The following is a 19,689-nucleotide window of genomic DNA, read 5'->3' as shown; positions in this document are numbered from 1 at the left end:
ACCCCCCTTCAGCCGCCGGTGAGCTGGAGGACCGCGCTGACCGCGCGCTCCACCACCTTGCCGATCACGCCGGGCAGCGCGGTGATCGCGATGCCGGACAGCAGGAGAACCAGGAAGATCTTGGCCGGGAAGCCGAGCTGGAACGCGTTGAGCGCCGGGGCGACCCGGTTGAGCAGGCCGAACGCGCAGTCGGTGAGGAACAGGACGGCGACCAGCGGGCCGGCGATCTGGATGGCCGCCACGAACATGTCTCCGATGCCCTTGAGCAGCACCTCGCTGAACGTGCCGAGCGAGAACGTGACGTCCAGCGGCACCGTCCGGAATGACTGGAGAAATCCGCGGAGCACCATCTGATGGCCTTCGGTGACGAACAGCAGGGTCACCGCGACGAGGTTGTAGAACTTGCCGAACACCGAGCTCTGGTTCTGCGACAGCGGGTCGTATCCCATGGCCAGGGTGAAGCCGCCGAACAGGTCGAGCAGGTCGCCCGCGGCCTGAAGGGCGGCGAACAGCAGGGCGGTGACGAAGCCGAGCCCGGCGCCGACGAAGACCTGCAGGGCCGCGCTGAACACGATGTCGGAGGTCTCCAGCGACGGCACCGTGCCGCGCAGGTAGGGCGCGAGCGGCAGGGTCAGGCCGACCGAGAGCAGGGCCTTGACCGGGCCCGGGATGAGCCGCGAGTTGAACGGCGGGCAGATCATCAGCCAGGCCCCGGTGCGGGCCGCGCCCAACATGATGGCGAGCAGGTCGGCGACGGCGACGTCGAGATTCATTTGTACGACGCCACGAGCGCCGTGAGGATCAGCCCCCAGCCGTTCACCAGCACGAACAGCAAAAGCTTGAAGGGTAAAGAAATAGTGACGGGTGGCAGCATCATCATGCCCAGCGACATGAGCGACGCCGAGACGACCATGTCGATCAGCAGGAACGGGATGAAGATGACGAAGCCGATGATGAAGGCGGCCCGCAGCTCGGAGAGGATGAAGGCCGGGATGAGGGTGGTCAGCTCGACGTCGTCGCGGTTCTTCGGCCGGTCCTGCCCGGAGAGCTTGACCAGCAGCGCGACCTCGTCCTCGCGGGTGGTGCGCCACATGAAGTCCCGCAGCGGCTTCACGCCGGCGTCGAACGCCTGCGACTGGGTCTTGTCGCCCTTCAGATAGGGCTGTACGCCCTGCTCATTCATCGCCGACACGGTCGGGCCCATGATGAACAGGCTGATGAACAGGGCCAGACCGGCCAGCACCTGGTTGGGCGGCATCGAGGTCAGGCCGAGCGCGTTACGGGTGATGCCCAGGACCATGAAGATCTTGGTGAAGCAGGTGCAGAGCAGCAGCAGCGCCGGCGCGACCGAGAGGACCGTCAGGCCCAGCATGATGATCAGCGACGTCGACGGCCGGCTGCCGTCCGGGTTGGTGCCGTTGATGTTGACGTTGATGTTGGGCTGACCGGGCCGGCTCGGCGGTGACGGCGGCGCCGGCGCCTTTTCCGGGACGGCCACGACGACCGCGGCCGGCGCACGCTCCTGGACCATCGGCTCGGCCGCGGCCGGCTTCGGGCCGGGCAGCAGGACGAGCGCGAGCCCGAGGCTCGCGAAGATCAGCAGGAGCACGCGCCGCATCATCGCCGGGTCGTCCGATCACGCAGGAAGCTCATGGTCTGCGACCAGGTGCGGGGCGAGAGCAGGGAGCCCTCGAGCCGGCCCGGCGCCTGGGCCGCCGGATGCCGGCCGGGCAGGGGCTCGCTGAGCGACGCGGCCTCGGCCGCGGTCAGGTCCGGCCCGACCGGCAGGTGGTCGCGGTGCTCGTGCGGATGCTTCTCGAAGTCCTCGACGTCGGCCTCGCCGAGCAGGCTCACGTTCTGGTCGGTGACCCCGAGGATCATCGCCCGGTCGGCCACCCGGACCACGGCCACCGCCGCGCCCCGGGTCAGCTGCTGCCGGTTGAGCACGACGAGCGCGCCGTGCCCGCGCCCCAGCGGCCGGCGGATCAGGCGCGCCAGCAGCCACATCATGCCCAGGATGACGAAGAGCGAGAAACCGATCCGCAGGGCCAGCTCGAACAAGGCCTTACCCCTCGGCGCCGGGAGCGACGATCTCGGTGATCCGGATGCCGAAGTTCTCGTCCACCACGACCACCTCGCCGCGGGCGATCAGCCGGCCGTTGACCAGCAGGTCGGCCGGGCTGCCGGCGGCCCGGTCGAGCTCGACGATCGCGCCCGGGGTGAGCGAGAGCAGCTCGCGCACGCTCATCCGGGTGCGGCCCAGCTCGGCCGAGACCTCCATCTCGACGTCGTGGAGCATGTCCAGGCCGCCGCGGAGCGCCATCGCCGGTGACGCCGCCGTCTCCCGGCGGGCCACCCCGCCGGCGGCCGCGGGATCGTCGGCCGGCCAGGGCGTCAGGGACAGGGCCAGGACGGCGCGGATCTCCTGGCCCTCGACCAGCGGCACGGCGATGGCGTCGTCCTTGGTGGCCAGCGCGCTGAGCGCGACCCCGGGCTCCATCACCGTGCCCGGATCGAGCACCACCGGCCCGAAGGCGCGGGCCGCGGCCTCGAGCGCGGGCCGGACGGCGGCGGTCAGGTCGAGCTCGCCGATCGGGCTCTCCTTGAGCGCGTCCGCCAGGTCCTGCCCGACCACCACGACCACCTCGCCGGTGGCCGCACCGCTGAACTTGGCGGTCACCGCCTGCCCCTCGGCCAGGATGTCCGCGCTGGCGGTGACCGGGTCGGCGACGGCCAGCGGGCGGCTGGTGGGCAGAACGGCGAGCGCGGCCTCGGCGGCCGTCCGGGCGAGCGCCAGCTGCGGCGCGGTGATGGTGGGCGCGGTCATGGGCGGCCAGACTCCTTGGGCGAGGACTCCTTGGGGGACGGCACCACGAGGCAGGCGAGCCGAGCCCCCTGATTACCGGGAACTGCATGGGCGAAAACGGTCTCGTTGACTGTCACGTCGAGGGGCCGACTGGTCGGGTGGCCCAACGGGACGACGTCGCCGGGGCGTAGGTCCACGATGTCATCGGTACGCATGCGAATGGGCTGAAATCGGATTGCCACATCGAGTGGGGCCGCCGAGAGCCCGGCGGTGATGTTGCGCAGCGCCATGTCCTTGGTGGCCCGCTCGGCGTCGCTGAGCACCACCGCCTCGGTGCGCGAGAGCACCGGAAGGATCGTGTTGAACGGCAGGCAGATGCTGGCCAGGCACTCCTCGGCGCCGATCTTCATGTCGAAGGTGGCGATCACGCAGGCGTCGCCCGGCTGGTGGGTGCGCAGGAACTGTGCGTTGTACTCGATGTCCTTGAGCTTGGGTTGCAGCTCGACCAGGTTCTCGAAGCCGTACCGCAGCTCGCCGAGCATCCGTTCCAGCAGGCCGCGCAGCAGGGGCATCTCGACCTCGGTCAGCGGCCGCTCCGGCTGCGGACCGCCGGGCCCGCCCAGCATGTGATCGATAGCAGACATGACGGCCGAGGTGGACATCTCCATGAGCGCCGAGCCCGGCAGCGGGTCGAGCACCACGACCGCGATCACCGTGGGGTTGTTCAGCGAGGCGACGTACTCGTCGTAGTTCAGCTGCTCGATCGAGACCAGGCTGACGCTGCTCACGGCGCGCAGCCGGGTCGTCAACAGGGTTCCGCAACTTCGGGCGTACGTCTCGAAGGCCATCTGCAACGTACGGACGTGCTCGCGGGAGAGCTTGATGGGACGGCGGAAGTCGTACGGGGCCGGCCCGGTGCCCTGCCCACGACGCGACATCCGGCCCGGGGAGCGTGCGGCGGTGGTCACGTTGTCCCCATCGGCTCGTTTCCGGAGCGGCTGAGCCGGAGCGCCGTTTCGTCCCCTTAAACGCGTTTCGGGCGGGTCCACCGAAGTGAACCCGCCCGAAGCGTTGCGGTCTTACTGGGTCACGAACTGCGTGTAGTAGATGCCCATGACCTCTTTGACGTCGTCCTTGGTCGTGTAGGCCTTCTCGATCTTCGCGAGGAGCTCCTCCTTGATCGCGGTGCGGCCCTTCTCGGTCTCCAGCTCGGCGACCTTCTTGCCGGTGTACTCGTCGATCGCCAGCTCGATCGCCTCGCTGGTGTCGACCGCCTCGGCGGCGTCGGCCGTCTGCTGCAGCGAGAAGGCCAGCTTCAGGTAGTGGCCGTCGGCCAGGTTGATCGTCAGCGCCTCGTCGATCGCGGTGATCACGCCCTTCTCGGGCTCGGCGGCCTCGGCGCTGTCGCCCTTGAGCATGAAGAACGCCCCGGCGCCACCACCCAGCAGCACAACTGCGGCGATCACGATGATCATCAGCATCTTCTTGGACTTCTTCGGCGCCTCGGCGGCCGGCGTCTGCTCGCTCATATCGGAACTCCCCCTCAGTTGTGTGCGGTAGTGGTGGCGGTGCTGGTGCTGGACTCAGTGGTGCTTTCGGTCGTGGTGCTGGATTGCTGAGCGGCCTTCGCGGCCTGGGCCGAGGTCTGGCCGGTGTGCAGCTTGCTGTCCGAGCCGGAGGCGGCCGGCAGGAGCGCGGCCTGGTCGGCGGTCAGCGTGGTCAGGACCACGATGTCGACGCGGCGGTTCATGGTGATCGACCGGGGGTCGGCCGGGTCGATCAGCGGCTTGGTGTCGGAGTAGCCGACGGCCGTCATGCGGTTCTTGGCCAGACCCTTGCCGACCAGGTAGCGGACCGTGGTCGAGGCACGGGCGGCGGAGAGCTCCCAGCCGCTCGGGTAGTACGACGTCTGAACCTTGAGCTGGTTGGTGTTGCCGTCGACCTCGATGTTGTTGGGCAGCTTCTTCAGGGTCGGCGCGATGGCGTCCAGGATCTTCTTGCCACCGGACTTGAGCTCCGCCCGGTTGCCGGCGAAGACCACGTCGTTGGTGAGGACCGTGACCACCAGGCCGCGCCGGTCGATGGTGAACTTGACCGAGCCGAGCAGCTTCTGCGCTGCGAGCACGTCGGAGATCTGGTTCTCGATCTTCTTGAGGTTCTCGGCCTCCTTGGTGGCGGCCTGAGCGTTCTTCGAAGCCTTGGAACGGTCCTCCGCGGCCATCGCCGCCTTGACCGCCTCCTGCTGCTTGGCCGTCAGGTTGGACGAGCCGGCCTTGCCGTCACCCGGGTTGGCGCCCGGGTCGATGGCGACGACCTCGGTGCTCTGACCGGCGCCGTCCAGGGTCGAGGTCTGACCGGAGAACGCGACACTCTGCGCGCCGAAGCCGGCGGACAGACCCGCCGCCAGCTCGGCGAACTTCTTGTTGTCGACGCTGCTCATCGAGTAGAGCACGACGAAGAGCACGAACAGGAGGGTCAGCATGTCGGCGTACGACACGAGCCAGCGCTCGTGGTTGACGTGCTCCTCGTGCTCCTCATGACGCTGCTTACGCTTACCCCCGCCTGAGCTCATGCGTTACGCCGCCTTCTTGGTGTTCGCGGCCGCCTCGGCCTTCTTGGCCTCGTCCGGCGGGAGGAGGCTGCGGAGCTTCTGCGCCACGAGGCGCGGGTTGGAGCCGGCCTGAATGGCCAGGACACCGTCGACGACCAGTTCCATCTCCTCGGCCTCGATGCCGCTGAGGCGGTCGAGACGAGCGGCGAGCGGAAGCCAGATGACGTTGGCGCTGAGCACACCCCAGAGGGTGGCGACGAACGCGGCGGCGATCGAGTGGCCGAGCGTCTCGGGCTTGTCGAGGTTCTCGAGCACGTGCACGAGGCCCATGACCGTACCGATGATGCCGATCGTGGGGGCGTAACCGCCCATGTTCTCGAAGAGCTTCTTGCCGGCCTTGTCGGCCTTCTTCTTGGCCGCGATCTCGGCGTGCAGGACGTCGTGCAGCTCCTCCGGGTCGGTGCCGTCGATCGCCAGCTGCAGACCGCGCTTGAGGAAGGGGTGCTCAACCGTCTTGACCGCGTCCTCCAGGGCCAGCAGGCCCTCGCGGCGGGCCCGCTCGGCCAGCTTGACGATGCTGTCGACCAGCTGCGTCGGCGGCGTGACCTTGGCGAGGAACGCCTTCTGGAGGTTCTTGCCGATGCCCGTCGTGTCCTTGAGGACACCGCCGGCCATACCGGCCATGAGCGCTCCACCGAACACCAGGAGCATCGAGGGGATCAGGATGATGGAGGCCGGGTTACCGCCCTCCAGGATCTGCACCGTGAAGACGATGATGAGGGCAACAACTACACCGACGATCGTTGAGATATCCATGTTCAGCGGTCCTTCCGGTGCAGCGTGAGCACCTGGGCGTCGTGGTCGTCGTCAGACGGGATGGCGGCGGCCGCGGGCTGGGCCTCGAGGCGGGAAGCTTGGGAGATCAGCGAGGCGCGGTAGTGGCGCACTGAATCGATGAACTCGGGCACTGACTCGGCGATGACGTATTTGGTGCCGTCGACCAAGGTGATGACCGTGTCGGGCGTGCACTCGGCGCGCTCGATCAGGTCGGGGTTGAGGGCGAACACGGCACCGTTGATGCGGGTTACGAGGATCACGATCATCCGTCCTTGGGTGGTGGTGTGGTCCTGGGCTGTAGGACCCTCCGTGGCCCTTCACCGTGTACTTCGGCGACCTGACGGTTGCCGATGAGATCCATACGGTCGCGCTTCGGGTGCAGCCGATCGGATAAATGAAGCGGCCGGGACAGGCACTCGAGTGCCTGTCCCGGCCGCCGGCCGGACCGCTGCCGAACTACTAGCGCTTCATGCTGACGAGCTCTTGGAGCAGCTCGTCGGAGGTCGTGATGACGCGGGAGTTGGCCTGGAAGCCGCGCTGGGCGATGACCAGGTTGGTGAACTCCTGGGCCAGGTCGACGTTCGACATCTCGACGGCGCCACTGATCACCTGGCCGAGGCCGGAGCTGGTGGGCGTGCCGACCTGGGCCAGGCCCGAGTTGACGGTCGAGCGGTACATCGAGTCACCGGTCTTCTCGAGACCGTTCACGTTCTTGAAGGTGGCCAGGGCGACCTGGCCGAGGATCTTCTTCTGGCCGTTGCTGAACGCGCCGATGATCTGCCCCGTGTCCGACACGGTGTACGACAGCGAGGCCAGCGTGCCGGCCGCGTTGCCGTTCGAGTCGGAGACCCGGGCCTCGGTGAGGCCGTGGAACATGGTCAGATCGGCGCCGTCGATGGTGAGCTCGTCACTGAGGTTGCTGTTGAGGTCGGAGAGGCCGGCGAACGACAGCTTCGTGTCGGCCGGGTCGAGCTTGCCCGCGGTGAAAGTGAGCTCGCCCCCGTTCTCGGTCATCGGCTTGGCGTTGGCGGCGTCACCGGACAGACCCACACTGACGTCGTACGTGCCGGGATCCACGCCCTTCTCGGAAGTGCGCTTGAAGTACGCCGAGAGGCTGACCGGGGAGCCGAACTTGTCGAACGCCTTGAACGGGATCTCGATGGGATCCATGTCCGCGACGGCGGTGACATCGTCGGGCACGTCGAAGGTCAGGTTGCCCTTCATCTCGATCTTGTCGGTCACCTTCGGGTCGATGCTCTGGCCGAGCGGCATCTTGATGTCGCCGGGCTTGCCGGCCGTGTTGACCACACCGTCCTCGGCGGTCCATCCCTGCACAGGCTCACCGGTAGCGGTGGACAGCGTGCCGTTGGCGTCGAAGAAGAACGAGCCGGCCCGGGTGTAGAGCTCCTCCTGGCCGCGGCGGGTGATGAAGAAGCCGTCGCCCTGGATCATCATGTCGCCGGCCTTGCCGGTGGTCTGCGCCGATCCCTGGCTGAAGTTCGAGGTGATGCCGGCGTTGCGGACACCCAGGCCGACCTGGGCCGGGTTGGTGCCGGCCATGCCGTCCTGAGGCGAGCCGGCGGCGCCGACCATCTGGCTCAGCGTGTCCTGGAACTGCACGGAGCTGGCCTTGTAGCCGACGGTGTTGACGTTGGCGATGTTGTTACCGGTGACGTCCATCATCATCTGGTGGGCGTGCAGGCCACTGATGCCCGAGTAGAGAGAGCGCAGCATGTTCTGGGTCCTTCGCGGTGGAGAGAATTACGGCTTGGGTGTCTCTGAGGTCTTGTCCGCCGGCTCCGTCGCCGGTGCGGGCTTCGGCGCCGCCGGCGCCGGTGCCGGTGCGGCTGCGGGCGGCGTGAGCGGCGCGCTCATCGCCGCCGCCTGAGCCGCGGCGTCCGCCTGCGTCTGGACTTCCATGACCTTGGACAGCTGCACATCCGTGTTCCCGATCCGCAGGGTCGGTTCGCTGTCGCCGTTGAGCTTCGCTGCCGATATGACTCCCGTGAACTTGGCACCGTTCTCGTCCATGTAGGTGACCGTCTTGCCGACCAGGGAGCTGGCGCCGACCAGTTGCTGCGCCTTGAGCATGTCGGCGACCTCGCCCAGCTTCTCGACCTGGGTGAACTGCGCCGTCTGGGCCAGGAACTGGGTCGAGTCGGCCGGCTTGCTGGGGTCCTGATATTTCAGCTGGGCCACCAGCAGCTTGAGGAAGGTGTCCTTGTCGCCGAGCGACTTGGGCTTCTCGGGAACGCCGGCCTTGGCCGCGGCAGCTGCGGCCCCCGCGGCGAATGTCCCCGATGGTCCCGTGGAGCCGGAAGTCGGTGAGGTCATCACGCACTCCTGTCCTGATAGCTAGCTCGAACTACGCTTCGACAGGTCTGCGGATTTGCTTAGCGGCAAAAGAACGCGGGGCCGCCCCGAGAGGCGGCCCCGCGTCTTTTCGTTTCTCACATCACGGTGCGAGGGAGAGGCTGAACTTTCCCTTTCCGTACCGGTTGACCTCGACCATGAGGTCGACCCGGCGCCCGAGTGCCATGAGGTGGGCGCGGGCGTCGGCCGGGAGCGGATCGCCCGGGTAGATCACCTGGTACATCTTGATGTGCGGGCCGCCCTCACGGTTGAGGAGGCTGGTCAGCACGTTGCACAGCTCGAAGACGTTCTCGGCGAGGTTCGGGAAGAGCTTCTTCTCGTCGATGCTGTCCTCCGCGGCGCCGGCCGGCAGGAGGCCGAGGGCGGCGCCGGCGTTGGCCGACAGATTGAGATCCATCCCGAGAACGCCGTAGATCTGCTGTGCGTTGTCAGTGAAGATGGCGATCGTCGAGGTGTTGACCTCGTCCGCGGAGAGCGGGTCGCCGGGGCTGACGGTCACTTCCCGGCCGAGCAGGTCCTCGAAGAGGTTGCGAACGGCCAGGGTGCCTGGAAGAACCGAGACATCAGACATGTCGTAATCATCCCAAAATAGGAGCGAAGACCTCATCGAATCGCTCAGCCGAGAAGGGCTTCACGATGAAAAAAAGTGCACCGGCGGCGTCGGCCTGATCCTTCATCTCAGGCGTGCTCTCCGATGTCACGAAACCGAACTTGATGTCGTTGCCGGCGGCACGGAGCTGCCGCAACACCTCGATGCCCGTCATACCGGGCATGTTCCAGTCCGAGAGGACCAGATCCGGGTTCTCCGACTTGGCCATGTCGAACGCCTGCTGGCCGTCCGCGGCCTCGATCAGCTCATGGTCACCGAAGCCGGCCTGGCGCAGTGTGCGGACCACGATCTGCCGCATCACCCGACTGTCATCAGCGATGAGAATCTTCATTCCGCGCCCTCCTTGTTGTCGCCGCGGCTCTGCCACATGGAAATGGACACCGGCTCGCCGTCCCAGACCCCGTAGACACCGCTGATCCGTTCGGAATGGGGAAAGCGAGCCGTGGTTTCGGGCGCCAGCACCACCTGCGGCAAGGACAGGAGTGCGCCGGGCGGCAACATCGCTTTCACGTTGCCCCCGACGATGTTGGCGAGCTCACCGAGCACATCCGACAGGTCCTCCTCGCTGACCTCGTCCATTTCCATGGCGAGGAACGCGGCGGCGGCACGGCGGGCCGCCGACGTCGAGGAGGCGTAGACGATGTGCCCGGTCCAGGATCCGGTGATGGAGACCGAGGAGTGCACCTCGGAGGGCTGATTCTCGTCGTACGTCGGGATCAGAGGGCTGATGCCCTCCGGATCGAGGTACGACTCCCATACCTGCTCCACCATCTCGGCGAGGTCGTTCTCATTGACCTCGACTTCGACGCTCATGAATTCGCTCCGGTCGGGACGAGGCCCAGCAGGGCCAGCTTTTCGATCATCGCGCCCTCGGTGAAGGGCTTGATCACGTACTCGTGGGCGCCCGCGGCGAGCGCCCGTACGATCTGGCTCTGTTCGCTCTCGGTGGTGACCATGACCAGCGTCATCTCTCGCAGACGCGGGTCAGCGCGGACGTTCGTGACGAACTCGAGCCCGTTCATGTTGGGCATGTTCCAGTCGATGAGGGCCAGCTCGGGCACCTCATCCAGGGTGGCCAGCAGGTCCAGGGCCTCGCGGCCGTCGCCTGCCTCCAGTGCCTCGAAGTCCAGCTTCGAGACGATGCGCTTGAGGATCATGCGCATCGCGCGGGAGTCGTCGATCACCATGGCGCGCATCGCGGCTTCACACCCTTCTCGCTGCGCCCGCGGGCGCTCCGGTACGTGCTCGGTAGGCGGACGTGCGGCCGGCGGCCACCCGCTCGTAGTTGTCGTCGATCCCGATCGTGGTCTCGGCCGCGCCCAGGAAGAGCCAGCCGTCGGGCCGCAGCACCTTGGACATGTTCTGCAGCACGTTGCGCTTGGTGGCGACGTCGAAATAGATCAGGACGTTCCGCAGGAAGATCACGTCGAACGGCTGCATGGCCGGGAACGGCGCGGTCAGGTTCATCAGCTTGAACGACACGTTGCGGCGCAGCTGCTGACTGATCCGCCAGTGCGCGCCGGCCCGCTCGAAGTACTGCACGAGCTGCTGGGCGGGCAGGCCCCGGTTGACCTCGACCTGGCTGTACTCGCCGGTCTCGGCGCGCTTGACCATCTCGGTGGAGATGTCGGTTCCCATGATCTCGTACGACCACCCCGGCGGCAGGTTCTCCTGGAGCAGGATGGCCAGGCTGTACGCCTCCTGGCCGCTGGAGCTGGCCGCCGACCAGATCCGCACCTTGCGGGTCGCGGTGCGCGACTTGACCAGCTCGGGCAGGATCACGTCGGTCAGCGCCGAGAACGGCTCCCGGTCGCGGAACCACGAGGTCTCGTTCGTGGTCAGCGCGTCGATGATCTTGCGCTGGTTCTGCGGGTTGGGGCGGCGCTGGAGCTCCGCCAGGAACTCGCTGACATTGGGGGCGCCGACGGCCCGCGCGACCGGAATCAGCCTGGCCTCGACCAGGTACTCCTTGCCGGGAGCGAGCACGATCGAGGCCTCCCGCCGCACCAGCTGCGAGACGAAGGCGAACTCGGCTTGCGAAAGGGTCATCGGGCCACCGCCGCCGACCGGCTGCTCTTGATCCGGTTGACCAGGTGGGACGCGATCCGGTCGAGCGGAAGGATCTCGTCCGCCAAGCCGGCGCCGACGACCGCGCCCGGCATGCCCCACACCACCGAGGTGGCCTCGTCCTGCGCCAGCACCTCGGCGCCCGCGTCTCTCAGCACTTTCGCACCACCTCGTCCATCGTGTCCCATTCCGGTCAGCACGGTCGCGTACGCCGAAGCGCCATAAAGAGCCGCCACCGACCGGAACATCACGTCCACGGCCGGGCGGCAGGAGTTCTCCGGCGGCGCGCCGCTGAGCTGGGTCAGCGTCGCGGTGCCCCGGCGGTGGAACACCAGGTGGTTGTCACCCGGTGCGATATACGCCCAGCCGGCCGTCAGTTCCATCCCGTCGCCGGCCTCGACCACGCGCAGCGGGGTGCTGCGGTCCAGCCGCTCGGCGAACATTTTGGTGAAGACGGGTGGCATGTGCTGGGTGACGACGATCGGCACGGGAAAGTCCGACGGCAGGCCTTGCAGCACCTTGGTCAGGGCGTCCGGTCCACCGGTGGAGGAGCCGATGCAAAGAATGTCGATGCGGCCGCCGGCGCCGGCCTTCTTGACCGGGCGGGCCGGTGCCGCGCCGCCCGGTGCCGCGCCGGGACGTCCCGGTCCCGAAGGCGGCAGACCCGCGCGGGGCGGGGCGGCGCCGGGCCGGGTGGCCGCGCCGGGCCGGGCCGGAGCGGCGGGGCCGGGCCGGCCCGGTGCGCTCGGCGGTGCGGCGCCGGGGCGTTTGCGGCCGGCCAGCGCGTAGATCTTCGGTACGAGCTCGTTGCGTACGGCGGCGATCGACTCGTTCACGGAACCGACGTTGCTGGGTTTCGTGACGTAGTCGGTGGCGCCGGCCGAGAGCGCCTCCAGCGTCGCCGTCGCGCCCGAGGCCGACAGCGTGCTGAACATGATCACCGGGATGTGCTTGTGGCGCTTGCGCAGCTCACGCACCGCGGCGATGCCGTCCATCTGCGGCATCTCGATGTCCATGGTGATCACGTCGGGCTTGAGCTGGTCGATCTTGGCTTGAGCCAGCTGGCCGTTCGAAGCCGTGCCGACGACCTCGATGTTCTCCGCACCGCTCAGTGCGTCCACGATCAAACGCCGGACCACCACGGAGTCGTCCACGACGAGGACCGAAATCATCTGACCACCTCCCCTCACCCGAGCCACGCGGGGCCGAGAGCGGCGACGACAGGTGCGAGGAGACGATGGGCGGTGGAGGTATCCAGAAGATCCCGCACCACCAGCGCCTGCACCGCGCCGCTGAGCATGTTCCAGACGCCGCCGGCCCGGTCGGCCAACGGGATCGCGGCCGTGTCGACGGCCTGTACCAACAGCATCTGCGCCGCGGCGGCGGTGCGGACGCGATCCGAGAGATAAGCCGCCCACGAGGCGGAATGCACCGCCGGGGACCAGCCGCCGGCGTTGCGCCGGGCGTCCTCCGCCGAGGACACCAGCCGGCTGAGGTCGGCCGAGCGCAGCGAGCGCAACCGGTCGAGCAGCGCCGAGACCGTGTAATGGTGCGGCCCGAGGTCGATCGGTGCGCCGGTGGGCAGCCGGCGCATCGCCGCCACCCAGCCCGCGCCCAGCCGGCGGCGCGTGTCCGAGTCGAGCACCTCACGCAGATAGCTGGCCACGGCCGCGTCGCAGATCAGCCCGGTGGCCGCGGCGGCCACCTCGCTCTGCGTCGCGTCCCGGCCGGTGCCGGTCCACGTCCAGGCCATCACGTCGTAGCGCACGCAGGTCAGCAGCGCGTCGACCGAGCCGATCGGTGCGCGCTCGACCAGGGCCAGGCTCCCCGCCGGGTCGTCCTTGGACATCCCCTTGAGCGAGGGCATCCGGCGGGCGGCGCTCTCCACCTCGACCCACAACGGGCCGCGGACCCCCTCGTCGGGCAGGCGCTCGGCCAGCACCGGCAGATCGTCCGCGCTCAACCGCAGTCCGCGCAGCACGACCTCGGCCGTCGCCGACCCGCCACTGAGGCGGGTCAGGTCGAAGCCGAGCACCGGCGCGCTGACGAGGCTGTACATCAGGTGGTGGCGCGGTGCGTGTCGACGGCCTGGTTGACGTCCAGGGCCAGCATCAGCCGGCCGTCCAGCTTGAACGTGCCCACCACCAGCTCACGGGTCGGCCCGCTGAGCGTGTCCGGTGGCGGCTCGAACGTCGCCTCGTCGAGGTCGACCACCTCACCGATCTTGTCGACGACCAGGCTGACCGGCTCGCCGTCACCGCGCAGGATCACGTTCATGACCGGGCCCTGCAGCGCCTTGCGGACCAGCCCCAGCTGCACCCGGAGGTCGACCGCGGCGATCACCTGGCCGCGCAGGTTGAACAGCCCGCCGACGGCCGGCGGCGCCAGCGGCACGGGGGTGTACTCGTTGTACGAGAGCACCTCCTGCACCGTGTGCACCTCGACACCGAAGAGCTGGTCGGCCACCTCGAAGGTGGCGAACTGCCGGCTCGCCATCTCAGGCCTCCACCAACATCTCGTCGTTCTCCAGGTCGGTGTAGAAGTTCGGGTCGGCGGCGAGGATCGCGCGCCGGACGTCGAGCAGCTCGGTCACCCGCTGCTGGATCACCGCGGTGCCGACCAGGCCGTCCTCCTCGGCGTCGCGGCGGGCCGTCGTCGAGTTCTCGGCGATGTCGACGATCCGGTCGACGACCAGGGCCACGCTGCGGCCGCCCTCGCTGTAGACCACCACCGACACCGTGTCTCCTTCGGGCTCTTCGCCGTACGCGCCGAGCAGGTGGGACAACCGCACGAGGGGCAGGATCTGCCCTCGGTACTGCACGACCTCCCGCGAGCCGGCGTGCTCGATGCGGTCGCGCGGGAACTCCTCGAGCCTCGTGACCGTGTCGAGCGGGATCGCCACCCGCCGTTCGCCGACGGCGGTGACCAGGAGGCGCTCGCCGGTGCCGGCCGCGCCCGCGGCCCGCGACGAGGAGTCCATGCCCTTGCGCTCGGCGTCGGCGGCCAGATGGCTGCGCCGGGCCAGCGACGAGACGTCGAGGATCAGGCCGACCTTTCCGTCACCGAGGATGGTCGCCCCGGCGTACAGACCAATGTCTTTGAGTCTGCTGTTGAGGGCCTTGACGACGACCTCTTCGGTGTTCAGGACCCGGTCGACGACCAGGCCGAACCGGCGGCCGTCGGCCTGGAGCACCATGATGTAAACGCCCTGGTCGCCGGCGACCTCGAAGCCGAGCGCCTTGTCCAGGCGCACCAGCGGGAGCAGCTTGCCGCGCAGCCGGTAGACGGGCGCGCCGGACGCGTACTCGATCTTGGTGGACTGCCCGTCGATGAAGACCAGCTCGAGTACCGCCACCTGCGGCACGACGTAGCGCTGGTCGCCGCAGTCGACGGTCAGGGCCTGGATGATGGCGAGCGTCAGCGGGATGGTGAGCCGCCAGACCGTGCCCTCGCCGGGCGTCGAGTCGACGCTGACCGCGCCGCCGATGTTCTCGATGTTGGTCTTGACCACGTCCATGCCGACACCGCGGCCGGACACGTTGGTGACCTTGGCCGCGGTGGAGAAGCCGGGCTGGAACACCATCGCCATGATGTCGCGCTTGTCCATGTTGGGGATCTGCTCGGCCCGCAGCAGGCCGTTCTCCACGGCCTTCTGGGCGATGCGCTCCACGTTCAGGCCGGCGCCGTCGTCGGCCACCTCGACCGCGACGTGGCCGCCCTCGTGATAGGCGCGCAGCGTCAGCGTGCCCTCGGGGCCCTTGCCGGCCGCGGCACGGCGCTCGGGGTCCTCGATGCCGTGGTCGACCGCGTTGCGCACCAGGTGGGTCAGCGGGTCCTTGACCGCCTCGAGCAGGCTCCGGTCGAGCTCGGTCTCCTTGCCCTCCATGACGAGCTCGACCTTCTTGCCGAGCGAGTTGCTCAGGTCGCGGACGACTCGGGGCAGCTTCGACCAGATGTGCTCGATGGGCTGCATGCGGGTCTTCATGATGCCCTCTTGCAGCTCACTGGTGATCATGCCGAGCCGCTGGGCGCTGCGCACGAGCGTGGCGTCGCCGATCTCCATGACGCCGCGGACCAGCTGATTACGGGCGAGCACCAGCTCACCGACCATGTTCATCAGGGTGTCGAGCAGGTCGACGTCGACGCGGATGGCGCTGTCGGCGATGCTGCGCTTGGGCGCCTGCTGCTGCAGGGCCTCGTTGACCGCGGCCGGCTGCGCCTTGCCCTCGTCGAGCAGGATCGTGCCGAGCTTGCGCTCGTCGCCCTCGATCTGCTGCTGGAGCGCGGAGCTGACGTCGGCCGGCTGGGCCGCGCCCGACTCGACCAGGATCTCGCCGACCGGCTTGCGCTGGTTCTCCACCGGCTCCGGCGCGGGCCGGACCGGCGTCTCGGCGATCGGCTCAGGCGCCTCGGCCTCGGCTTCGGGCGCGGCTTCCGCGGCTTCCGCGGGCTCGGCGGCCGGTGCGGCGGCGGCCGGCTCGGCGCCGGCGTTCATCTGCGCGTGGACCTGCGCGATGATGCTCTCGATGTCGACGTCGCCCTCGTTGCTGTTCTCCTCGATGGAGGCGAGGATCGAGCGCACACCGTCGATCGTGGCCAGCAGCGTGGTGATCGTCGACGGGGTGACCGGCATGACGCCGTCGCGCAGCTTCGACAGCAGCGACTCGCCGGCGTGGGCGAGGGTCTCCAGGCGCGTGAACGCCAGGAAGCCACTGGTGCCCTTGATCGTGTGAATCGCCCGGAAGATTCGGGAGATCAGATCGCGGGAGTTGGGCTCCTGCTCCAGATCCACCAGGTCACGGTCGATCTGGTCCAGGTTCTCGTGGCTCTCCATAAGGAATTCGCCGACGATTTCACCAAGGTCTTCCACGCTTACTACCTCCTGCTCGCCTTCCCACAGCCCTCATCGACGGTTAGCCGCGTCACCTGAGGACACCCGGAGGTCGACCGAATGGGAAATTTCAGCCCTCTCCGCCCGGACGGCGGTAGCGGTAGCCGAACCCGCGAACGGATTCGATGGGTGAGTCGTCGGGATCGGACCAGCCGAGCTTGCGGCGCAGCCGCAGCACGGCGAACTTCACCCGTTCCTGCCCGATGCCGGTGGGGTCGTCCCACGCCTGCGTCAGCAGCTGATTGGGGCTGAGGACCGCGCCGGCGTGCCGGACCAGCGCGTTCAGCAGCCGGAACTCGGTCGGCGTCAGGCGCTTCTCGTCGCCCTTGACATAGACCCGGCGCTTGGTCGGGTCGAGGTGCACCAGCCCGTCGTCGTAGACCTGGCTGGCCCAGCTGTTCTGCCCGCTCGAGGAGCGGCGCAGCAGGGCCTCGACCCGGGCCAGCAGCTCGTTGTTGGCGAACGGCTTGGTGAGGTAGTCGTCGGCGCCGCCGCGCAGACCGCGCACCTTCTCGGCCTCCTGGCCGTGCGCGGTCAGCACCAGCACCGGGACGTCGGAGACGTCGCGCAGCCGCTCGAGCACCTGCCAGCCGTCCATCTCGGGCAGGCCGACGTCGAGCACCACCAGGTCGGGGTGTTCGGCGTACGCCTCCTTGAGACCGGTCCGGCCGTCACCGGCGTGCGCCACCTCGTAACCCGCACGGCTGAAAAGCAGCCGCAGGGCGAGCGCGATGTCCGGATCGTCCTCGACCACGAGTAGGCGACTCATGCTGTGCTCACCCTGCCCCCACTCCTCGCTCGCGCTCTCGTCCGGACACGACCGACCGACCGGGCACGCCGGGTTCGGCGTCCGGGGACAGATCGATGTCTTGCTCGGCGTCACTCGCGACCGCGAGCTTCGGAATCAACCGCGCAAACCCACGATAGCGTGATGTCACGGCCTATTTACGGACAGTGACAGTTTAGCGGGCTAATCGCCCGCCGGGGCGGGTTCTCCGCGCGATCCGGACGACCCGCGCCGCCCCCGCCCACGCTCGCAATCCCCTCAGCGTGACACGGAATCCGACGTGCATTCCCGTTTCGGGCAAATAAGGGACGTACGCCCGATAACCGGATGCGATAGGCCTGGTGGGCGACTCGGCCCGCGCATTCGGGGATTGGGGGCAACCGTGCCGCGACGTCTCTTACCGCTCGCCGTCACTCCGGCTCTACTGCTCGCGACGGCCGGCGCGGCCCACGCGGTGGAGCCGGCACCCCCGGTGGCCCCGGCCGTTCTGATGTCCCAGGTGGTCACCATGACCAACCAGCAACGGGCGGCCAACGGCTGCGGGCAGCTCGCGGTCGACCGGGAGCTGATCGTCGCCTCGGTGCGGCAGAGCTGGTACATGGCCCGGACCGGCCGGTTCAGCCACGTCTGGAACGACGGGACCACCTTCGTGCGCCGCTCGCACCAGGCCGGATACGAGCAGCCGTCCGGCGAGAACATCGCCTGGGGATACCGGACCGCGAGCGAGGTCGTCGGCGCGTGGATGGCGAGCCCGCGGCACCGCGCCAACATGCTCAACTGCGGCGCCCACTCGATCGGCACCGGCGTCGTCTACGCCGCCAACGGAGTCCCGTACTACACCCAGGTCTTCGGCTGGGAATAGCTCCTAGATCGCGCAGTTGACCAGCACCGGCTCCGGATGCAGCTCCACCCCGAACTTGTCGCGGACGCCGTCGCGGACCGTGCGCGCGAGGTCGAGCAGCGCCGACGTCGTGCCCGTGCCGCGGTTGGTCAGCGCCAGCGTGTGCTTGGTGGAGATCGAGACGCCGTCGCCGGCGAACCCCTTCGGAAAGCCGGCGTTCTCGATCAGCCAGGCCGCCGGGATCTTCACCGAGCCGTCGGCGGCCGGCCAGTGCGGCGCCTCCAGCCCGAGAGAGGCCCACTCGGCCGCGCTCACCACCGGGTTGGTGAAGAAGGAGCCGACCGACCAGGTGTCCCGGTCGTCGGGGTCGAGCACCATGCCCTTGCCCGCGCGCAGCTTCAGCACGGTGTCGCGAGCCTGGCGCAGCGGCACCCGGTCGCCCGCCTCGACGCCCAGGTTGCGGGCCAGCTCGGCGTAGCGGATCGGCGCCGACTCGTCCGAGCGCTCCAGGCGGAAGTCGACCTCGAGCACCACGTAGCGGTCGTTGTGCTTGAAAACGCTGGCCCGGTAGGCGAAGCCGCACTCCTCGGGCGTCATCGCGCGGACCGTGTCGCTCTTCCGGTCGTACGCGTGGACGGCGACGATCGTGTGCGCGACCTCCGCGCCGTACGCGCCGACGTTCTGGATCGGGGTGGCGCCGGCCGAGCCCGGGATGCCGGAGAGGCACTCGAGACCCGAGTAACCGTTCTCCACGGCGTACGAGACGAAATCGTCCCAAGGCTCGCCCGCGGCAACCCGCAGCACCGAGGGCTCCACCTCGCGAATGCCCCGTGTCCTGATGAGCACGACCGGGCCGTCGAAGCCCCCGTCGCCGATGACGACGTTGCTGCCGCCCGCCAGAAGGAGGATCGACGCGGCATTACGCACCGAAGCCACCAATTGGTCCGTTTCAGTGGCCACCGTGAGGTCGCCGGGTGGCCCGCCGAGGCGTAGCGTCGTGTACGCCGACAGGTCGGTTTGCGGTGCGGCACTAAGGTCATGCACGGCACCAACCCTAGGCTCAACGGTTTCGGGGCATCTCATCGGCGGTCCGGTGGAGCGGAGAGCATCGCGATGAACAGGCTGCACGCGACGAAGGACTTCTGGCTCGCGGCGCTGCGGGCGGACAGCCCCGCGCTGCAGGACGCGGTCGCCCAGGCGGGCCCGGAGGCAGCGGCGCCCCTGGTCGAGCAGGTGACCTCTTTCCTGCGCTTCGTCCGCGACTACACGCCGCGCGGCGTCACCACCCGGCCCGAGGAGCTGCCGCTCCCGCCCCGGCCCGACTGGGAGACCCAGCTCGACGGCCTGCGCCGCGAGCTCACCGGCACGATCGAGACCCTCGACGCGCTCGAGGCCGACCTGCCCGCCTGGAACTGGGCGCCGCAGGCCAAGACGGCCGGCTTCTGGCACCGCCGCACGGCGCACGAGATCTCGCTGCGCCGCTGGGACGCCGAGACCGCAGCGGGCCGGCCCACCCCGATCGAGACCAAGCTGGCCGCCGACGGCATCGGCGAGGTGCTCGACACCTGGCTGCCGGCCGGCCGCCGCCAGGGGCCGACCGATCTGCACGGCGTGGTCCACCTGGTCGCCGGCGACGCCGGACATGAGTGGTTCGTCCGGTTGCGCGGCATGGGCGTGGCGTTGCTCGACACCAGCACGATCCTCGACGACGACGATCACCACGCCCGCGCTCAGGCCACCGGCACCGCCAGTGACCTGCTGTTGGTGCTGATGGGGCGCCAGCGCACGGACCGCCTGGTAGTGACCGGAGACCCTCGGCTGATCTCCGCACTCCAAGCTGGGTAGCGGCTTAAATTCGACTTACGGGCGATCCAGGGACCGATTCCGTCCCTATGATGAACCGGTTAAGTTCGGATTTCGAGCACA

At 68.6% G+C, this 19,689-nt stretch carries 24 protein-coding genes; 2 read left to right on the top strand and 22 right to left on the bottom strand.

Annotated elements, in window-relative coordinates; genetic code table 11:
* Positions 1–8 precede the first annotated feature (8 nt).
* From CRP55_RS01985 to CRP55_RS01885, 21 genes are all read right to left on the bottom strand, one after another.
* A complete protein-coding gene (locus CRP55_RS01985; RefSeq protein ID WP_097317709.1) occupies positions 9–773 on the bottom strand; it encodes a flagellar biosynthetic protein FliR in 765 nt (254 codons plus the stop codon).
* Positions 770–1,618 carry a flagellar type III secretion system pore protein FliP gene (gene fliP, locus CRP55_RS01980; RefSeq protein WP_245922823.1) on the bottom strand — a complete coding sequence of 283 codons (849 nt, stop codon included), beginning with the start codon at positions 1,616–1,618 and terminating at the stop codon, positions 770–772. Before fliP ends, CRP55_RS01985 begins: the two co-directional genes overlap by 4 nt.
* A complete protein-coding gene (locus CRP55_RS01975; protein WP_097317707.1) occupies positions 1,618–2,061 on the bottom strand; it encodes a flagellar biosynthetic protein FliO in 444 nt (147 codons plus the stop codon). Before CRP55_RS01975 ends, fliP begins: the two co-directional genes overlap by 1 nt.
* 4 nt (positions 2,062–2,065) lie before the next feature.
* Positions 2,066–2,827 carry a flagellar motor switch protein FliN gene (gene fliN, locus CRP55_RS01970; protein ID WP_097317706.1) on the bottom strand — a complete coding sequence of 254 codons (762 nt, stop codon included), beginning with the start codon at positions 2,825–2,827 and terminating at the stop codon, positions 2,066–2,068.
* The gene (locus CRP55_RS01965; protein ID WP_245922738.1) at positions 2,824–3,774 is read right to left on the bottom strand and encodes a flagellar motor switch protein FliM; all 951 of its coding nucleotides are present in this window, start codon (positions 3,772–3,774) and stop codon (positions 2,824–2,826) included. The genes fliN and CRP55_RS01965 overlap by 4 nt, the downstream gene beginning before the upstream one ends.
* Before the next feature lie 111 nt (positions 3,775–3,885).
* A complete protein-coding gene (locus tag CRP55_RS01960) occupies positions 3,886–4,335 on the bottom strand; it encodes a flagellar basal body-associated FliL family protein (RefSeq protein ID WP_097317704.1) in 450 nt (149 codons plus the stop codon).
* A gap of 14 nt (positions 4,336–4,349) precedes the next feature.
* Entirely contained in the window at positions 4,350–5,378 is a 1,029-nt protein-coding gene (locus tag CRP55_RS01955; RefSeq protein WP_097317703.1) for a flagellar motor protein MotB, read from the bottom strand.
* A 3-nt stretch (positions 5,379–5,381) separates the two neighbouring features.
* Positions 5,382–6,173 (bottom strand): motility protein A, encoded by a 792-nt coding sequence (locus CRP55_RS01950; protein ID WP_097317702.1) that lies wholly within the window; start codon positions 6,171–6,173, stop codon positions 5,382–5,384.
* Between the two features lie 2 nt (positions 6,174–6,175).
* Positions 6,176–6,460: a flagellar FlbD family protein gene (locus tag CRP55_RS01945; protein ID WP_245922737.1), complete on the bottom strand. Its 285-nt coding sequence runs from the start codon at positions 6,458–6,460 to the stop codon at positions 6,176–6,178.
* Positions 6,461–6,653: 193 nt separating this feature from the next.
* Positions 6,654–7,928 carry a flagellar hook protein FlgE gene (locus CRP55_RS01940; RefSeq protein ID WP_097317701.1) on the bottom strand — a complete coding sequence of 425 codons (1,275 nt, stop codon included), beginning with the start codon at positions 7,926–7,928 and terminating at the stop codon, positions 6,654–6,656.
* A 27-nt stretch (positions 7,929–7,955) separates the two neighbouring features.
* Positions 7,956–8,528 carry a flagellar hook assembly protein FlgD gene (locus CRP55_RS01935; RefSeq protein ID WP_097317700.1) on the bottom strand — a complete coding sequence of 191 codons (573 nt, stop codon included), beginning with the start codon at positions 8,526–8,528 and terminating at the stop codon, positions 7,956–7,958.
* A 121-nt stretch (positions 8,529–8,649) separates the two neighbouring features.
* A complete protein-coding gene (locus CRP55_RS01930; protein ID WP_097317699.1) occupies positions 8,650–9,138 on the bottom strand; it encodes a hypothetical protein in 489 nt (162 codons plus the stop codon).
* Between the two features lie 7 nt (positions 9,139–9,145).
* Positions 9,146–9,508 carry a response regulator gene (locus CRP55_RS01925; protein ID WP_097317698.1) on the bottom strand — a complete coding sequence of 121 codons (363 nt, stop codon included), beginning with the start codon at positions 9,506–9,508 and terminating at the stop codon, positions 9,146–9,148.
* Positions 9,505–9,990, bottom strand: coding sequence for a chemotaxis protein CheX (locus tag CRP55_RS01920; protein ID WP_097317697.1), 486 nt, complete (start codon positions 9,988–9,990; stop codon positions 9,505–9,507). The genes CRP55_RS01925 and CRP55_RS01920 overlap by 4 nt, the downstream gene beginning before the upstream one ends.
* Entirely contained in the window at positions 9,987–10,373 is a 387-nt protein-coding gene (locus tag CRP55_RS01915; RefSeq protein ID WP_097317696.1) for a response regulator, read from the bottom strand. Before CRP55_RS01915 ends, CRP55_RS01920 begins: the two co-directional genes overlap by 4 nt.
* Before the next feature lie 7 nt (positions 10,374–10,380).
* Entirely contained in the window at positions 10,381–11,226 is an 846-nt protein-coding gene (locus tag CRP55_RS01910) for a CheR family methyltransferase (RefSeq protein ID WP_097317695.1), read from the bottom strand.
* Positions 11,223–12,416 carry a protein-glutamate methylesterase/protein-glutamine glutaminase gene (locus CRP55_RS01905; RefSeq protein WP_097317694.1) on the bottom strand — a complete coding sequence of 398 codons (1,194 nt, stop codon included), beginning with the start codon at positions 12,414–12,416 and terminating at the stop codon, positions 11,223–11,225. Before CRP55_RS01905 ends, CRP55_RS01910 begins: the two co-directional genes overlap by 4 nt.
* Positions 12,417–12,430: 14 nt before the next feature.
* Complete coding sequence (locus CRP55_RS01900) at positions 12,431–13,303, bottom strand: hypothetical protein (RefSeq protein ID WP_097317693.1); 873 nt, start codon at positions 13,301–13,303, stop codon at positions 12,431–12,433.
* Positions 13,303–13,740, bottom strand: coding sequence for a chemotaxis protein CheW (locus CRP55_RS01895; protein ID WP_097317692.1), 438 nt, complete (start codon positions 13,738–13,740; stop codon positions 13,303–13,305). The genes CRP55_RS01900 and CRP55_RS01895 overlap by 1 nt, the downstream gene beginning before the upstream one ends.
* Before the next feature lies 1 nt (position 13,741).
* A complete protein-coding gene (locus tag CRP55_RS01890) occupies positions 13,742–16,114 on the bottom strand; it encodes a chemotaxis protein CheW (protein WP_097317691.1) in 2,373 nt (790 codons plus the stop codon).
* Between the two features lie 91 nt (positions 16,115–16,205).
* Positions 16,206–16,904, bottom strand: coding sequence for a response regulator transcription factor (locus tag CRP55_RS01885; protein WP_097317690.1), 699 nt, complete (start codon positions 16,902–16,904; stop codon positions 16,206–16,208).
* A gap of 400 nt (positions 16,905–17,304) precedes the next feature.
* Between CRP55_RS01885 and CRP55_RS01880 the strand changes: the two genes are divergently transcribed.
* Entirely contained in the window at positions 17,305–17,784 is a 480-nt protein-coding gene (locus tag CRP55_RS01880) for a CAP domain-containing protein (protein ID WP_245922736.1), read from the top strand.
* 3 nt (positions 17,785–17,787) lie between these two features.
* Here CRP55_RS01880 and CRP55_RS01875 read toward each other — a convergent pair whose 3' ends face one another.
* Positions 17,788–18,807 (bottom strand): UDP-N-acetylmuramate dehydrogenase, encoded by a 1,020-nt coding sequence (locus CRP55_RS01875; RefSeq protein WP_281260745.1) that lies wholly within the window; start codon positions 18,805–18,807, stop codon positions 17,788–17,790.
* A gap of 69 nt (positions 18,808–18,876) precedes the next feature.
* Between CRP55_RS01875 and CRP55_RS01870 the strand changes: the two genes are divergently transcribed.
* The gene (locus CRP55_RS01870; RefSeq protein WP_097317688.1) at positions 18,877–19,608 is read left to right on the top strand and encodes a maleylpyruvate isomerase mycothiol-dependent enzyme family protein; all 732 of its coding nucleotides are present in this window, start codon (positions 18,877–18,879) and stop codon (positions 19,606–19,608) included.
* The last annotated feature ends 81 nt before the right edge of the window (positions 19,609–19,689 follow it).

Origin of the sequence: Paractinoplanes atraurantiacus, from assembly GCF_900215205.1 — a bacterium.
Classification (GTDB): Bacteria; Actinomycetota; Actinomycetes; order Mycobacteriales; family Micromonosporaceae; genus Actinoplanes; species Actinoplanes atraurantiacus.
The sequence above is the reverse complement of the archived record's forward strand: the minus strand, read 5'-3'. Positions and strand labels throughout refer to the sequence as shown.

Bases quoted from the DNA above. Each gene is read 5' to 3' on its own strand.
- CRP55_RS01985 (WP_097317709.1), bottom strand. From the start codon at position 773: ATGAATCTCGACGTCGCCGTCGCCGACCTGCTCGCCATCATGTTGGGC.
- fliP (WP_245922823.1), bottom strand. From the start codon at position 1,618: ATGCGGCGCGTGCTCCTGCTGATCTTCGCGAGCCTCGGGCTCGCGCTC.
- fliN (WP_097317706.1), bottom strand. From the start codon at position 2,827: ATGACCGCGCCCACCATCACCGCGCCGCAGCTGGCGCTCGCCCGGACG.
- CRP55_RS01960 (WP_097317704.1), bottom strand. From the start codon at position 4,335: ATGAGCGAGCAGACGCCGGCCGCCGAGGCGCCGAAGAAGTCCAAGAAG.
- CRP55_RS01955 (WP_097317703.1), bottom strand. From the start codon at position 5,378: ATGAGCTCAGGCGGGGGTAAGCGTAAGCAGCGTCATGAGGAGCACGAG.
- CRP55_RS01950 (WP_097317702.1), bottom strand. From the start codon at position 6,173: ATGGATATCTCAACGATCGTCGGTGTAGTTGTTGCCCTCATCATCGTC.
- CRP55_RS01945 (WP_245922737.1), bottom strand. From the start codon at position 6,460: ATGATCGTGATCCTCGTAACCCGCATCAACGGTGCCGTGTTCGCCCTC.
- CRP55_RS01940 (WP_097317701.1), bottom strand. From the start codon at position 7,928: ATGCTGCGCTCTCTCTACTCGGGCATCAGTGGCCTGCACGCCCACCAG.
- CRP55_RS01935 (WP_097317700.1), bottom strand. From the start codon at position 8,528: ATGACCTCACCGACTTCCGGCTCCACGGGACCATCGGGGACATTCGCC.
- CRP55_RS01930 (WP_097317699.1), bottom strand. From the start codon at position 9,138: ATGTCTGATGTCTCGGTTCTTCCAGGCACCCTGGCCGTTCGCAACCTC.
- CRP55_RS01925 (WP_097317698.1), bottom strand. From the start codon at position 9,508: ATGAAGATTCTCATCGCTGATGACAGTCGGGTGATGCGGCAGATCGTG.
- CRP55_RS01920 (WP_097317697.1), bottom strand. From the start codon at position 9,990: ATGAGCGTCGAAGTCGAGGTCAATGAGAACGACCTCGCCGAGATGGTG.
- CRP55_RS01915 (WP_097317696.1), bottom strand. From the start codon at position 10,373: ATGCGCGCCATGGTGATCGACGACTCCCGCGCGATGCGCATGATCCTC.
- CRP55_RS01910 (WP_097317695.1), bottom strand. From the start codon at position 11,226: ATGACCCTTTCGCAAGCCGAGTTCGCCTTCGTCTCGCAGCTGGTGCGG.
- CRP55_RS01905 (WP_097317694.1), bottom strand. From the start codon at position 12,416: ATGATTTCGGTCCTCGTCGTGGACGACTCCGTGGTGGTCCGGCGTTTG.
- CRP55_RS01900 (WP_097317693.1), bottom strand. From the start codon at position 13,303: ATGTACAGCCTCGTCAGCGCGCCGGTGCTCGGCTTCGACCTGACCCGC.
- CRP55_RS01895 (WP_097317692.1), bottom strand. From the start codon at position 13,740: ATGGCGAGCCGGCAGTTCGCCACCTTCGAGGTGGCCGACCAGCTCTTC.
- CRP55_RS01885 (WP_097317690.1), bottom strand. From the start codon at position 16,904: ATGAGTCGCCTACTCGTGGTCGAGGACGATCCGGACATCGCGCTCGCC.
- CRP55_RS01870 (WP_097317688.1), top strand. From the start codon at position 18,877: ATGAACAGGCTGCACGCGACGAAGGACTTCTGGCTCGCGGCGCTGCGG.